This window comes from Halomarina ordinaria (assembly GCF_030553305.1).
Classification (GTDB): Archaea; Halobacteriota; Halobacteria; order Halobacteriales; family Haloarculaceae; genus Halomarina; species Halomarina ordinaria.
On the sequence record NZ_JARRAH010000001.1, the window covers coordinates 37,142 to 50,828 of the forward strand.

At 70.6% G+C, this 13,687-nt stretch carries 14 protein-coding genes; 5 read left to right on the forward strand and 9 right to left on the reverse strand.

Annotation, left to right across the window (positions count from 1 at the left end; translation table 11 throughout):
* Positions 1 to 166: 166 nt before the first annotated feature.
* Entirely contained in the window at positions 167 to 1,009 is an 843-nt protein-coding gene (locus P1Y20_RS00190) for a formate/nitrite transporter family protein (RefSeq protein ID WP_304446631.1), read from the reverse strand.
* Positions 1,010 to 1,109: 100 nt separating this feature from the next.
* Between P1Y20_RS00190 and hmgA the strand changes: the two genes are divergently transcribed.
* A complete protein-coding gene (gene hmgA, locus P1Y20_RS00195; protein ID WP_304446632.1) occupies positions 1,110 to 2,321 on the forward strand; it encodes a hydroxymethylglutaryl-CoA reductase (NADPH) in 1,212 nt (403 codons plus the stop codon).
* Between the two features lie 6 nt (positions 2,322 to 2,327).
* Here hmgA and P1Y20_RS00200 read toward each other — a convergent pair whose 3' ends face one another.
* The 3 genes from P1Y20_RS00200 to P1Y20_RS00210 are packed head-to-tail and all read right to left on the reverse strand — an operon-like array spanning position 2,328 to position 3,629.
* Positions 2,328 to 2,708 (reverse strand): hypothetical protein, encoded by a 381-nt coding sequence (locus tag P1Y20_RS00200; protein WP_304446633.1) that lies wholly within the window; start codon positions 2,706 to 2,708, stop codon positions 2,328 to 2,330.
* A gap of 40 nt (positions 2,709 to 2,748) precedes the next feature.
* Positions 2,749 to 3,108, reverse strand: a complete 360-nt coding sequence (locus P1Y20_RS00205; RefSeq protein WP_304446634.1) for a hypothetical protein — start codon at positions 3,106 to 3,108, stop codon at positions 2,749 to 2,751.
* Positions 3,105 to 3,629, reverse strand: coding sequence for a DUF5817 family protein (locus P1Y20_RS00210; RefSeq protein WP_304446635.1), 525 nt, complete (start codon positions 3,627 to 3,629; stop codon positions 3,105 to 3,107). The genes P1Y20_RS00205 and P1Y20_RS00210 overlap by 4 nt, the downstream gene beginning before the upstream one ends.
* A gap of 69 nt (positions 3,630 to 3,698) precedes the next feature.
* On the opposite strand from P1Y20_RS00210, the gene P1Y20_RS00215 reads away from it, so the two are divergent.
* Positions 3,699 to 4,037 (forward strand): cupin domain-containing protein, encoded by a 339-nt coding sequence (locus P1Y20_RS00215; RefSeq protein WP_304446636.1) that lies wholly within the window; start codon positions 3,699 to 3,701, stop codon positions 4,035 to 4,037.
* A 93-nt stretch (positions 4,038 to 4,130) separates the two neighbouring features.
* Here P1Y20_RS00215 and icd read toward each other — a convergent pair whose 3' ends face one another.
* Positions 4,131 to 5,393 carry an isocitrate dehydrogenase (NADP(+)) gene (gene icd, locus P1Y20_RS00220; protein WP_304446637.1) on the reverse strand — a complete coding sequence of 421 codons (1,263 nt, stop codon included), beginning with the start codon at positions 5,391 to 5,393 and terminating at the stop codon, positions 4,131 to 4,133.
* Between the two features lie 139 nt (positions 5,394 to 5,532).
* Here icd and P1Y20_RS00225 point away from each other — a divergent pair, with 139 nt between their 5' ends.
* The gene (locus tag P1Y20_RS00225) at positions 5,533 to 7,368 is read left to right on the forward strand and encodes a 2-oxo acid dehydrogenase subunit E2 (protein ID WP_304446638.1); all 1,836 of its coding nucleotides are present in this window, start codon (positions 5,533 to 5,535) and stop codon (positions 7,366 to 7,368) included.
* A 9-nt stretch (positions 7,369 to 7,377) separates the two neighbouring features.
* Here the strand turns inward: P1Y20_RS00225 and P1Y20_RS00230 are convergent, their stop codons facing one another.
* The 4 genes from P1Y20_RS00230 to P1Y20_RS00245 all read right to left on the reverse strand — a co-directional run bounded on the left by P1Y20_RS00230 (position 7,378) and on the right by P1Y20_RS00245 (position 11,011).
* Positions 7,378 to 7,884, reverse strand: a complete 507-nt coding sequence (locus P1Y20_RS00230; protein WP_304446639.1) for a VOC family protein — start codon at positions 7,882 to 7,884, stop codon at positions 7,378 to 7,380.
* A gap of 84 nt (positions 7,885 to 7,968) precedes the next feature.
* Complete coding sequence (locus P1Y20_RS00235) at positions 7,969 to 8,961, reverse strand: NAD(+)/NADH kinase (RefSeq protein ID WP_304446640.1); 993 nt, start codon at positions 8,959 to 8,961, stop codon at positions 7,969 to 7,971.
* Position 8,962: 1 nt separating this feature from the next.
* Positions 8,963 to 9,973, reverse strand: coding sequence for an alpha-ketoacid dehydrogenase subunit beta (locus P1Y20_RS00240; RefSeq protein ID WP_304446641.1), 1,011 nt, complete (start codon positions 9,971 to 9,973; stop codon positions 8,963 to 8,965).
* 6 nt (positions 9,974 to 9,979) lie between these two features.
* Positions 9,980 to 11,011 carry a thiamine pyrophosphate-dependent dehydrogenase E1 component subunit alpha gene (locus tag P1Y20_RS00245; RefSeq protein ID WP_304446642.1) on the reverse strand — a complete coding sequence of 344 codons (1,032 nt, stop codon included), beginning with the start codon at positions 11,009 to 11,011 and terminating at the stop codon, positions 9,980 to 9,982.
* A 153-nt stretch (positions 11,012 to 11,164) separates the two neighbouring features.
* Between P1Y20_RS00245 and P1Y20_RS00250 the strand changes: the two genes are divergently transcribed.
* Positions 11,165 to 12,058, forward strand: a complete 894-nt coding sequence (locus P1Y20_RS00250; RefSeq protein WP_304446643.1) for an isoaspartyl peptidase/L-asparaginase — start codon at positions 11,165 to 11,167, stop codon at positions 12,056 to 12,058.
* A gap of 259 nt (positions 12,059 to 12,317) precedes the next feature.
* A complete protein-coding gene (gene map, locus P1Y20_RS00255) occupies positions 12,318 to 13,211 on the forward strand; it encodes a type II methionyl aminopeptidase (protein WP_304446644.1) in 894 nt (297 codons plus the stop codon).
* Positions 13,212 to 13,687 lie beyond the last annotated feature (476 nt).

The window sequence follows — 13,687 nt, forward strand, 5'->3', positions numbered from 1 at the left end:
CGGCCACACGCTCGTCGGGCGGGTCGGAGACGACTACGACGCCTTCGAGTTCACCGGTCGCATCACGCGACTCGACCGCTCGGGCGTCGCGGTGGTGAAGGTCGACGGCGAGGTGGTCGCGCGAGACGGCGGTGCCGTCGACCAGCGCCCCCAGACCGGCGACTGATTACTCGATGTTCTCGGGGTCGACGTCGACCGAGTCGGGCGTGTCGCCGTAGTATATCTGGCCGTAGTTGAGCAGCGCGACGAAGACGAACCCGCCGACGATGTTCCCGAGGGTCGTCCACAGGAGGAAGTGCCCGAACTGCGCGAGGGTCACGCCGGTCCCGAGGAACATCGCGCCGAGCACCTCCGTCGTCCCCAGCAGGCTGTGGTGGAACGGCCCGAAGCCGATGCCGGCGGTAACGACGAACACGACGAGCACGCCGCTCACGGTCTCGCGGCTGGCGGCGAGCAGCCACGTCGCCAGCCCCATCAGCCAGCCGGCGACGACGCCGCTCAGGAGTATCGTCCACCACGAGAAGGGGAGCAACGCCTCCGCGAGCGACCCGAACGACGACGGCGAGACGATGCCGAGGGCGGGGCCGAGCACGGAGACCAGCCCCGCGAACACGGTACAGCCGACGAGGTTCGCGGCGTAGATGATGCTCCAGAGCCGGCCCAGGTCGCGGAGGTCCGCGTGCCCGCTCAGCACGGGGAGCCACGCCATCGTGGTGTGGGCCGTGAACAGTTCGGTCTGGCCGATCATCACGAGGAGGAAGCCGACGGCGGAGACGCTCGCCAGGGTGAGCTGTTTCGCGAGGTCGGAGCCGAACTCCGGCATGAAGGTGAGCGCCATCGCCATGAACAGCGCGCCGAAGCTCACGTTCATCCCGGCGGCGAGGCCGGAGACGACGAGCGCACCGTTCGAGCGCCTGAGCTCCCGAATCGCGTTCTCCACCTGCTTCTCCAGTATCTGTTTGAAGTTCCGGGAGTCGGTCGTCGACCCCGCCGTCTGTTGGTCCACCATGGTGGCTGTCGGATGCGTACACGAGTTCCCCATATGAGTGTACTCACCCGTGGACGTCCCGAAGGGCAACCCTTAGCCCCTCCCCGGCCGACCCCCGCGTATGACCACTGCCGAGGACCTCGCGGCGCGCGTGCGCGAGGGCGACCTCAGACTGCACGAACTCGAAGCACACGCGGACGCCGACACGGCCGCGGCCGCCCGCCGCCACCTGCTCGAAACGGAGACCGGGGCCGACCTCTCGACGGTCGGCGACTACTCGTTCGACGCCGCGGACGCCGACTCCGCCATCGAGAACATGGTCGGCGCGGCGCAGATTCCGATGGGGGTCGTCGGTCCCGTCCGCCTCGACGGCGGCGCCGCGACCGGCGAGCGCTACCTCCCGCTGGCGACGACCGAGGGGGCGCTCCTGGCGAGCGTCAACCGCGGCTGTACGGCCATCAGGCGGGCGGGCGGCGCGACGGCGCGCGTCCTGAAGTCGGCGATGACACGTGCGCCGGTGTTCCGCGTCGCGGACGTCGGCGAGGCCGACGCGGTGGTGTCGTGGGTCCGCGCCAACGAGGCGGCGCTCCGCGACGCCGCCGAGGGTACCACGAGCCACGGCGAACTGCGCGAGGTGACGCCCTACGTCGTCGGCGACAACGTCTTCCTCCGGTTCGCCTACGACACGAAGGACGCGATGGGGATGAACATGGCCACCATCGCCACGCAGGCGGCCTGCGAGGTCGTCGAGGCGGAGACGCCCGCCTCGCTCGTCGCCCTCTCGGGCAACCTCTGTTCGGACAAGAAACCCGCCGCTGTCAACGCCGTCGAGGGCCGCGGGCGCACCGTCGCCGCCGACGTCGTCCTCCCCCGGGACCTCGTCGCCGACGTGCTGAAGACGACGCCGGAGGCCATCGCGGAGGCCAACACGCGCAAGAACCTCGTCGGGAGCGCGAAGGCGGGGGCGCTGGGGTTCAACGCCCACGCCGCGAACGTCGTCGCCGCCGCCTTCCTCGCGCTGGGGCAGGACCCCGCACAGGTCGTCGAGGGGAGCAACACCATCACCACGGCGGACGTGCGCGACGGCGACCTCTACGCCAGCGTGACGCTCGCCTCGCTGGAGGTCGGCACCGTCGGCGGCGGGACGAAACTCCCCACCCAGTCGGAGGCGCTCTCGGTCCTCGGCGTCGGCGGCGGCGGCGACCCGCCGGGGTCGAACGCGGACGCGCTGGCGGAGGTCATCGCCACCGCGACGCTCGCGGGCGAACTCTCGCTGCTCGGCGCGCTCGCCTCCAGCCACCTCGCCAGCGCCCACGAGGAACTCGGTCGGTAACTCGGCTCAGCCCTCGACCGCCCGCGCCTCCCGCTCGGAGACGACGACGGCGTCCCAGACCACGAGCGCGCCGCCGCCGAGCAGGCAGGCGACGAAGCCGGCGAGCACCAGCGTGTTCCCCGCTATCCCCACCACCGTGAGCAGTCCCACCGCGACGACGAACAGCATCCACCCGACCGCAGCGAGGGTGTTCCCCGCCCGGACCTGCAGTATCGAGAGCGTGAGGTAGACCGCGCCGAGGACGCCCCCCGTCGCCGCCGGCGAGAGGCCTACCTCGTCACCCAACAGGGCGAGCGGGAGGACGAGGAGGGCGACGCCGAGCGTAAGCCAGCGGGTCCGGCCGCGGTCCCCCCTCCGTCGCTTCGCGTCTGTCTCGTCCGATGACATCACCGGAGACGGGCTTCGGGTGGACATGAGCGTTTCCCCCCTACCGCCGGCGCGTCTCGCTCACGAGGAAGAGGGTGCCCCCGAGGACGACCGCGAACCCGACGAAGAGGACGAGGACGCTCCCGACGCCCGCCGCGAGGACGACGAGTCCCCACCCGAGCGCGCCGACGCCGTGGGCCAGCGCGACGAACCGCCGGCCGCGGCGGTGGTAGACGACGGCACCGAGCGCGAACCCCGCCGTCAGCGCCACCGTCGAGAGCACCATCGGCATCACCCGTCGCCCCGCCAGCGAGAACGGTCCGAGGGGCTGGGCGAGGACGAGCGCCCCCGCCAGGCCGACGAGGACGCCGACGGCCGTTCCCCACGGGTCGAACCGTCGCTCCTCGCGCTCGGCGCTCACAGCCGCCGGTAGCGCCCGCCGCTCTCGCTCACCTCGCCCGCGCGGCGGAGCTTCTCCAGAGCGGTCCGCGCGTAGTCGGCGGGGACGCCGTCGTCGGTCGCGTAGTCGACGACCTCCGCCTCGGTCGGCCGGTCGAGGTCCGAGAGCGCGTCGAGGACGACCTGCTTTCGGCTCCGCGAACTTCCCCGCCCGCGCTCGGCGCGCGCGCCCGCCTCGCGCACCGCGTCGGTATCGACGCCCCCCGACTGGAGGTACGCCTCGTCGGTCACGACCGCCTCGTCCGCGTCGGCGTCGGTGGCCGCGAACGTCCCGACGTTCGCGTACGCCGCCTCGTTCCCGCTCCGCTCGGCGAGCAGACGCGCGCGCACCTCGCGGGCGGCGTCCACGTCGTCGCTCCGGTAGAGCGCGCGCAGTTTCTCGAAGCGCGTCGTCCGGCGACACCGGGGACACCGCGTCGTCTCGGGGCGCCCCTCGACGATGTTCAGCGCCGAGCAGCGCGAACAGCCGACCACCGTGTACATACCCGTGCTACTTTCCGGACAATCGAAAACCCTCCGAACGCTTAGGGTGGTGCCCCGCGAGCGACGGACATGGACGTCATGTCACGAAGCGACCGGGACCTGGTCGACGCCGTCGAGGGCGTCTCCCTCGGGCAACTCGTCGTCGGCGAGGAGATGAGCGTACAGTACTTCCGCATCGAACCGGGCGCGGAGGTGCCCGAACACAGCCACCCCCACGAACAGACCGGCTACGTGACGGCGGGCGTGCTCACGTTCGTCGTCGACGGCGAGGAGCGCGAGGTGGGCGTCGACGACGCCTACGTCATCCCCGGCGGGGAACCCCACGCGGCGCGCAACGACGGCGACGACGCCGTCGAGGGCGTCGACGTCTTCTCGCCGCCGCGGCTGAACGCCGACTGGTCGGAGTAGGGGGGCGAGTGCCGCGGGGCGTCGCTCGGGGCGAGGAACGCGAGGCCGACGACGAAGACGAAAAGGAACGACGAGCCTCGGGGTTCGTCCGGCTCAGGCGCGGTCGCGGATGTTCTCGGCGACCTTCTCGGCGAACTCGCTGGTGGCGAGTTTCTCGCCGCCCTCGATCTGGCGCTCGATGTCGTAGGTGACCTGCTTCGAGGAGATGGTCTCCTCGAGGGCGTCCTTCACGAGGTCGGCGGCGTCGGTCCAGCCGAGATACTCGAGCATGATGCGGCCCGAGAGGATCATCGCGGAGGGGTTGACCTTGTCCTGGCCGGCGTACTTCGGCGCGCTGCCGTGGACGGGTTCGGCGAGCATGCGCCCGTCGCCGATGTTGGCGCCGGGGGCGATGCCGAGGCCGCCGATCTGCGCGCCCGCGGCGTCCGAGAGGTAGTCGCCGTTGAGGTTGGGCATGGCGAGCACGTCGTACTGGTCCGTGCGCGTCAGTAGCTGCTGGAGCATGTTGTCGGCGATGCGGTCGTTGACGACGACGGCGTCCTCGGGGGCGTCACCGTCGCGCTCCTCCCAGAGCGTGTCCTCGGTGATGACCTCCTCGCCGTACTCCTCCTCGGCGACCTCGTAGCCCCAGTCGCGGAAGGTGCCCTCGGTGAACTTCATGATGTTGCCCTTGTGGACGAGCGTCACCGAGTCGCGGCCGTTCTCCAGCGCGTAGTCGATGGCCTTGCGGACGAGGCGCTTCGTGCCGAACTCCGTGATGGGCTTGATGCCGATGCCGACCGGGCCGTCGTGGATGGTCGAGTCGAAGCCCATCTCCTCCTCGATGAACGTGCGGACCTGTTCGACCTCCTCGGTGCCGGCCTCCCACTCGATGCCGGCGTAGACGTCCTCCGTGTTCTCGCGGAAGTTGACCATGTCCATCTGCTCGGGGTGTTTGACCGGCGAGGGGACCCCGTCGAGGTGGTAGGTCGGCCGCATGTTCGTGTAGAGGTCGAGCTTCTTTCGGAGCGCGACGTTCAGCGAGCGGAAGCCGGCGCCGACGGGCGTCGTCAGGGGGCCCTTGATGGCGACGCGGAACTCCTTGATGGCCTCGATGGTGTCGTTCGGGAGGTTCTCGTCGTACATCTCGCGGGCGGACTCGCCGGCGTAGAGGCGCATCCAGTGTATCTCACGCCCGGTCGCCTCCGCGGCCGCCTCGAGGACCGTCTGGGCCGCCGGCCCGACGTCCTGCCCGATGCCGTCCCCGTAGATGATGGGGATGACGGGGTTGTCGGGGACCTCCAGTTCGTCGCTCTCGGCGTCCGCTACGGTGATGGATTCGCCGCCTTCGGGCACCTCGACCTTCTCGTAGCTCATACGTTGACCTCCCAGTGTCTGGCTAAAATGTCTGCCGTTATCCCCGCGGGCCCCCGGTCGGTTGACACGTCCGCTCTCGGTCGGTTCCCCGCTCCGCTCGCCGCCCGGTTTTATGATACTTGCCAACTGGTACCACGTCATGGCGTACATCGTTCGGATGCCGAAGCTCGGACTGGAGATGGAACGGGGGGTGCTGCTCGAGTGGTACGTCGCCGAGGGCGGCGAGTGCGAGGAGGGGGACCCCGTCGCGGAGATAGAGTCGGAGAAGACCACCGCCGAGGTCGACGCCCGCGAGGGCGGCGTCCTCCGGGCGACCTACCTGGAGGAGGGCGAGGAGGTCGAACCGGGGACGCCCATCGGCATCATCGCGGGCGCCGACGAGGACGTCTCGGACCTCGAAACGCAGGTGCGGGCGGACCTGGGCGACGGCGACGTGGCCGAGGGGGGCGAACCGGCGTCGGAGGAGGCCACCACGGAGGCGGACGAGAGCGCCCCGAAGTCGGCGGTCAAGCACGCCGGAAACGGTGCGAGCGAATCGGCCACCGGGGTGGAGGAGGTCCGCGCCTCCCCCCGCGCCCGCAAGCGGGCCGAGGAACTGGGCGTCGACCTGACGAGCGTCGAGGGGACCGGACCGCAGGAGTCGATAACCGCCGAGGACGTCGCGGCGGCGGCCGAATCGACGGGGGACGCGGCCGAGGTGAAGGCGAGTCCCCGGGCGCGAAAGCGCGCCGACGAACTCGGGGTGGACCTGGCGAGCGTCGAGGCGACGGGGCCGCAGGGGTCGGTCACCGAGGAGGACGTGGAGGCGGCCGCGGAGTCCGCGGACGAACCCGTGACCGAGACGCCGGCCGGCCTCACCCTCCGCGAGGAGCGCCCGTTCGACGGGATGCGCCGGACCATCGCCCGGCGACTGGGCGAGAGCTATCGCGAGGCCGTCCACGTCACCGCCCACCGGACCATCGACGCGGAGGAACTCGTCGCCGCGCGCGAGGCGGCGAGCGAGGCGCTCTCGGCGGACCTGTCGCTCACCGACCTGCTGCTCGTGGCGCTCTCGGACGCGCTCGACGACCACCCCGAGTTCAACGCCCACTTCGAGGACGGCTCCCACCGCCTCTACGAGGAACACAACATCTGCCTCGCGGTCGACGTCGAGGCGGGGCTCATCGCCCCCGTGGTCCGCGACGTCGACTCCACCCCGTTGCCGGAACTCGCCGACGCCCGCCGCGACCTGACCGAGCGGGTCCTCGACGGCGACTACACGATGGACGACCTCTCTGGCGGCACGTTCACCGTCTCGAACCTGGGCGTCCTCGGCGTCGAGTCGTTCGACCCCGTCATCAATCCGCCGCAGGTCGCCATCCTCGGCGTCGACGCCCTCCAGCGTCGCCCCGTCGCCACCGAGTCGGGCGTCTCGGTCCGACGGGTGCTCCCGGTCGACCTCTCGTTCGACCACCGGGTCGTCGACGGGGCCGACGCCGCGCGCTTCCTCGGGTCGCTGAAGGAGGCCGCCGAGGACCCGTGGTCGCTGCTCCCCGAGGCGGTCGAACGGGTCCCGGCCGGGGAGGCGCTCGACCTGCCCGAGCGCGACGTGACCGCGCGGATGCGCGACGATACCGCGGGAACCGTCGGCGTCGGTCCCGTCGAGTGGGACTTCGACGTCCCCGAGGACCTCGGCGGCGGGGCGACGGGGCCGACGCCGGTGGACATGTTCCTCGGGTCGCTCGGCGCGTGTCTCTCGCTCAGCCTCCGGATGCAGGCCGACCGGAGCGACACGCCGCTCTCGGACGTCGACGTCCGCGTCCGGGGGTCGCCCGAACGCGGCTGGCTCGAAGAGGTGGCGGTGACGGTGACACTCGAATCGAGCGCGGACGACGCGGCCCTCGACCGACTGGTCGAACTCGGCGAGCGCAACTGCTACGTCACGGCCGCGCTGGCCGACGACGTCCCCCTCGAGATATCGTGGCGGCGCGCCTGAGCGGGGACTTCAGTCGGGGTACGTCCGGTCGGGGTCGGGGAGCGCGTCCACGTTGTCGGCCGTCTCGAAGATGACCCCGTTCAGGTCGTCTGCCGTGTCGAAGTACCAGTAGGGCGTCTCCTCGAAGACGCCGCTCTGGACGACGGGCATCCCGTTCTCCTCGAACGCCTCGACCACCGCCGGCGGGTCCTCGAAGGCGAAGCAGGCGACGTGGTGGAGCCCCTCGCCGTGTTCCTCCAGGTGTTCCGTGTAGAGGCTCGGCCCCTCCAGCGGTTCGATGAGCTCTATCATCGTGTCGCCGACCGTCGCCAGCGCCAGTATCATCGAGTAGTCGTGGTCCTCGCCGCGGAAGGTGGTGTCGTGGAGCGCGGGCGGTTCGAAGCGGTACAGTTGCCACGGCCCGACGCCGAGGAGCGCCCCGAAGCGGTCCATCCCGTCCTCGATGTCCTCGACGACGAACGCCACCTGGCTGATCTCGGGCACGTCGACGCCGATGTCAGGTACGACTGGAGACATGACGGACACTGTTCGTCGGTAGCACACATCATTGTTTATCAGCGATTCCTGACTATCCGGCGAGCGAGGCGGTTCGTGGACCGCTCACTCGACGAACAGTCCCTCGGCCGCCGCGCGGTCGAACACGCTCGGGAAGTCGACGAACCGCGGTCCCTCGGCGCGGGCGCGGACCTCGACGCGGGCGTCTCTCACCTCCAGTTCGCGCTCGCCGTCCGCGCTCAGCACCCCCTCGGGAACGTCGAAGACGACCGCTTCGCCGTCGTCGAGGCGGCGGTGGTCGGTGACGCCGATACGGCCGACGACGCCGGGGGTGCTCATCGCCCGGACGACGGTGGGGGCGTCCTCGGCGGGCCCGAGTCGGAGGCCGACGCCGCCCGGGTCGTCGGGCGCCACCGCGCCGAGCGTGCCCGCGATGCCCGAGAGGCCGACGTCGCCCGGCGAGGCGCGCGAGACGACGCCCCCGACGAAGTCGCCCGGGTCGAGGACGGCGCGCGTCCCGACGAACGGCCGGTCGAGCACCGAGAGGGTGGCGAGGCCGACGAACTCGCGCCGCCCGCCGTTGTCGTCGACGGACGCGACGACGGTCCGGTGGCGGACCGTCACCGCGTCGCTCGGGACCGCCCCGGCTGCCACGAGGGCGGCGGCGGCCCCCGCGGGCGTGCCGTCGATGGCCGTCGGGACGACGTTGTTCGTCCCCGTCGAGATGCTCGCCACGGGGACGTCCCCGACGGCGGCCGCCACGTCGCGGTTCGTCCCGTCACCGCCGAGGACGACGACGCAGTCGGCGCGCTCGGCGAACGCCGCGGCCGCCGTCCGGGTGTCCTCGCCCGAACCGGTGACCGGCTGGTCGAGCAGTTCGCCGTCGACGTCCTCCGCCTCCTCGACGACCTCCTGCCCGATGTTCGCCTTGTCCGGCATCGCCAGCAGGTCGGGCGTCGACGGGACGGTCGTCATCCCGGCGAGGACGCACCGGGCGGTCTGGAGCTTCGCGTAGCGGTCGCTGACGGTGGCGCCGCCGGTGAGCCGCCTGATGTCGCGGCCCGCCGACGGGTTCACGACGAGTCCAACGGTCGCCACGTCAGGTGATACGCTGGACCGCCCGACGGACGTCGGCCGCGTCGGGGAGGACTTCCCCTTCGAGCGCCGGACTGAACGGGATGTGCGTGTCGGGCACGCCGACGCGCTCGATGGGTGCGTCGATGCTGAAGAACGCGTTCTCCATGACGCGCGCGACGACCTCCGAGTGGACGCCGTAGGAGAGCGGGCTCTCGTCGGCGACGACCATCCGGCCGGTCTTGTTCAGGCTCTCGACGAGCGTGTCGGTGTCGAGCGGGTAGAGCGAGCGCAGGTCGATGACCTCCAGACTCACGTCGCCGTCGAGTTCGTCGGCCGCGCTGAGCGACTCCCCGACGAGGCGCTGGGTGGCGACGACGGTGACGTCCTCGCCCTCGCGCTCGACGTTCGCCTCGCCGAGCGGGATGGTGAACTCCTCGTCGGTGGGGACCTCCCCCTGCTGCTCGTAGGTCATCTTGTTCTCGAAGAAGAACACCGGGTCGTCCGAGCGGATGGCCGTCTTGAGCAGGCCCTTCGCCGCGGCCGGGGTCCCGGGCGTCACCGCGAGCAGGCCGGGGAAGTGCGCGAACCAGGTGTGGACGGTGCCGGAGTGCTGGCTCGCGGCGCCCATGCCGCCACCCTCGGTGGTGCGGACGGTGATGGGCATCTCCGTCTTCCCGCCGAACATGTAGCGCATCTTCGCCATCTGGTTCATCACCTGCTCCATGCTGACGCCGAGGAAGTCGCTGAACATGATCTCGACGACGGGGCGAGAGCCGGTGGCGGCCGCACCGACGCCCGCGCCCATGAAGCCCGCCTCGCTGATTGGGGTGTCGCGCACGCGCGTGTCACCGAACTCGTCGTAGAGGCCGTCGGTCACGTCGAGGACGCCCCCGAAGTGGCCGACGTCCTCGCCCATGAGGAAGACGTCCTCGTCGCGGTCGAGTTCCTCGCGAAGCGCCTGTCGTATCGCCTCGCGCATGGTCATCGTCGTCGTCTGGTCCGGGTCGTAGCTGGTCTGGGTCTCCGTGCTCATGCCGTCTCACCTCGTGCCGCCGTCGGCGCGCATGCGGTCTGCGAACTGTTCTATCTCCGGGACCGGGACGGCGAACATGTCGTCGTACGCCTCCGCGGGCGCCGGGTCCTCGGCGTTCCGGGCGTAGTCGACGGCCTCCTCGATGGTCGACTCGGCCTCCTCGCGCAACGCCTCGTACTCCTCCTCGGTCAACTCCCCGCGGTCGACGAGGCGGTCCTTGAACGTCTCTATGGGGTCGCGCTCGCGCCAGCGGGCGACGTCGTCGTCGTCGCGGTAGGGTTGTGGGTCGCCCTCGAAGTGCCCCCGGTAGCGATACGTCTCCGCCTCGATGAACGTCGGGCCGTCGCCGCTGGCGGCGCGTTCGCGGGCCTGCCCGACCGCCTCGTACACCGCCGTGATGTCCATCCCGTCGATGGTGAACCCGGGGATGTCGTACGCCTCCGCGGTCTCGGAGAGCGCCTGGACGTTGTGCTGGAGGTCCACCGGCGTCCCTTCGCCGAACTGGTTGTTCTCGACGAGGAACACCGCCGGCAGGTCCCACGTCGCCGCGAGGTTGATGGCCTCGTGGACCTGCCCCTGTGCGACCGCGCCGTCACCGAAGAAGGCGAGGGCGATGCGGTCCTCGCCCTTCTGCTGGGCGGTGAGCGCCGCCCCCGTCGCCAGCGGCGGGCCCGCACCGACGATGCCGTTCGCGCCGAGCATCCCCGCGTCGACGTCCGCGATGTGCATCGACCCGCCTTTGCCGTTGCAGTAGCCGTCGCGCTTGCCGAACAGTTCGGCCATCATGTACTTCGGGTCGAGGCCCTTCGCGATGCAGTGGCCGTGGCCGCGGTGGGTGCTCGTGATGTAGTCCTGGTCCTCCAGGGCGGCACAGGCGCCCGTGCCGACCGCCTCCTCGCCGATGTAGAGGTGGACGAACCCCGGTATCTCGCCGTCCGCGAAGTAGTCCGACGCGGTGCTGTCGAACGCCCGGATGGTGAGCATCCGGCGGAGCGCCTCGCGTCGGCCGTCCTCCGTCTCGATGTCTATTGTTACCATACGACGGTTCGTGCCTTCGCCTCGGGGCGGTTATAGTTTGTCACGGACTATCAGATATTTTCTAGAGAGCTGAAGGTAACTCTGATTGTCACCTCGGTCCGTGGCTGGACCGGAAGGCGAAGCGCTATTCGCTCGCGGGTGACAGTCCCGGCCATGCACGTCATCACACACGGCGGGGCCGGCGGGACGGTCGACGAACCGGCGGCGCGGCAGGCGGTCCTCGACGAGGCGACGGAGGCGGGCGCGCGGGCCGACACACCCGTCGACGCCGTCGTCGAGACGGTTCGCGTCCTCGAGTCCTCCCCGCGGTTCAACGCGGGCGTCGGCGGGGCGCGACAGTCCGACGGCGTCGTCCGGACCGACGCGGGCATCATGACGAACGACCGCGCCGTCGGGGCGGCCTGCGCGATGCCGGGGGTCGAACACGCCTGCGAGGTGGCCCGCGTCGTCATGGAGGAGACGCCGCACGTCTGTCTCTCGGGCGTCCACGCGGTCGACCTCGCGGCCGCCTTCGGGATAGAGACGGGCGTCGACCTGGAGAGCGAGGCCACCCGCGAGCGGTGGGCCGCCCTCGACCCCGCGCCGCCCGCGGCCGACGACCTGCGGGGGCAACTCGCGTGGCTCACCGGGACGTTCGGCGGGAGCGCGCCGACCGGCGCCGACGCCCGCCCGGAGGACTACGACACGGTCGGCGCCGTCGCCACCGACGGCGAGCGGGTGGCGACCTGTACCTCGACCGGCGGGCGGTGGGCCGCGCTCGCCGGGCGCGTCGGCGACGTCCCCCAGGTCGGGTCGGGGTTCTTCGCCACGCACGCGGGCGGCGCGAGCGCCACCGGCGCCGGCGAGGACATCGTCCGCGTCACCCTCGCCCGCCGGGCGGTCGACCACCTCGAACTCGGCCGCGACGCCGAGACGGCCGCCACGCTGGCCGTCGAGGAGTTCGAGGACATCACCGGGAGCGAGGCGGGCGTCGTCGTCATGGACCGCGACGGCGAGGCCGGCAGCGCGTTCAACTCCTCGGGGATGCAGACGAGTCGCGCTCCGTAGCGCGGCGGACGGAGACGGCCCGGTACCGTCGGTCCATCAGCGCGTCGAGGTCGACCCCCGACCGTTCGACGAACGGGACGCGCGCGGGCGGCCGGGACGGGCGTTCCGACATCGTCCCGGCTTCGAGGGGCCGTCGATAAACCGTTGCTAGGAGCGTCGGTGTACGGTCCGCACTCACGGGGAGGGCCGCTGCCCCCCGGTTCGGGCGTCGCTCGCGTGCAACACAAGCCCTATCTCTCGGACCTGCGCACCTCGATGTATGAGCGACGTCGACCTCTCGACCGAGTCGTACGAGAACCACCGCGAGGCGGGGCGCATCCTCGCGCAGGTGCGGGACGAGGCCGCGGAGCGCACCGAGGTCGGGTCCGGCTACCTCGAACTCAGCGAGTGGATAGAGGACCGCATCCGGGAACTGGGCGGCGCGCCCGCCTTCCCGGTCAACATCAGCGTCGACCACGAGGCGGCCCACGGCGCCGCGGGCGTCGACGACGAGCGGACCATCGGCGAGGAGATGGTGAAACTCGACATCGGCGTCCACATCGACGGCTGGCTGGCGGACACCGCCGTCACGGTCGACCTCTCGGGACACGCCGAACTGACGGAGGCGAGCGAACAGGCACTGGAGGCCGCTCTCGAACTCGTCGAACCCGGTGTGAGCACCGGCGACCTCGGCGCCGAAATCGAGCACGTCATCGACGGCTACGGCTACAACCCCGTCGTCAACCTGACGGGCCACGGCCTCGGTCACTGGGAGCAACACACCCCCCCGAACATCCCCAACCGGGCGGTCGACACCGGCGTCGAACTCTCCGTGGGCGACGTCGTCGCCGTCGAACCGTTCGCCACCGACGGCAGCGGGAAGGTGAGCGAGGGTGCCACGGAGGAGATCTACTCGCTCGAACGGGACCGCTCGGTCCGCAACCGGCAGGCCCGCCAGGCGCTCGAACAGATAACCGAGCAGTTCCGGACGCTCCCGTTCGCCACCCGGTGGCTCGACGTCGACCGCCCCGAGATGGTCATCCGACGGCTCAAACAGCAGGGCATCGTCCACGGCTACCCCGTCCTCCAGGAGGCGGCGGGGACCCTCGTGAGCCAGCGAGAACACACCGTCATCGTCACCGAGGACGGGTGCGAGGTGACGACGCGACAGTGAGTGAGCCAGTCGGGGCGTCAGAGCGGAACCAGTACTGACGCTCGGACTCGGTCGGCGAACCGTGAGCCTATCCCTTCGTCTACGTGCTCGGCGTCAGATACACGTGGTTTCACCTGTCGACAAGGTTTATGACACGTGCCTTATTACTGTGTGTCCATATGTCTCCCCCCCTGCAAATCCCCGTTGGCATCGAGATAATCGTCATCGCGATAATACTGCTCGTCGTCCTCGTCCCGCTCTCGTACGTTATCTACAGTTTCGTCGGGAATTGACGTCGAGGGTCGCTGTGTGACTACTGGCGGAGCGCCGGAACCGTGGATACGACCCGTAGAGAAGCACCCCCCGACGGCAGCGACACGGTGGGATGACGGGTGTACTCGCGGCTCCGCTCACGTCAACTAGCACTATCGTCGAGCGTCGACCGTTGCGCGTCCGTACGCAGGTGGATTCTGGGGGTGCGCTCGTGGAGACGGAGA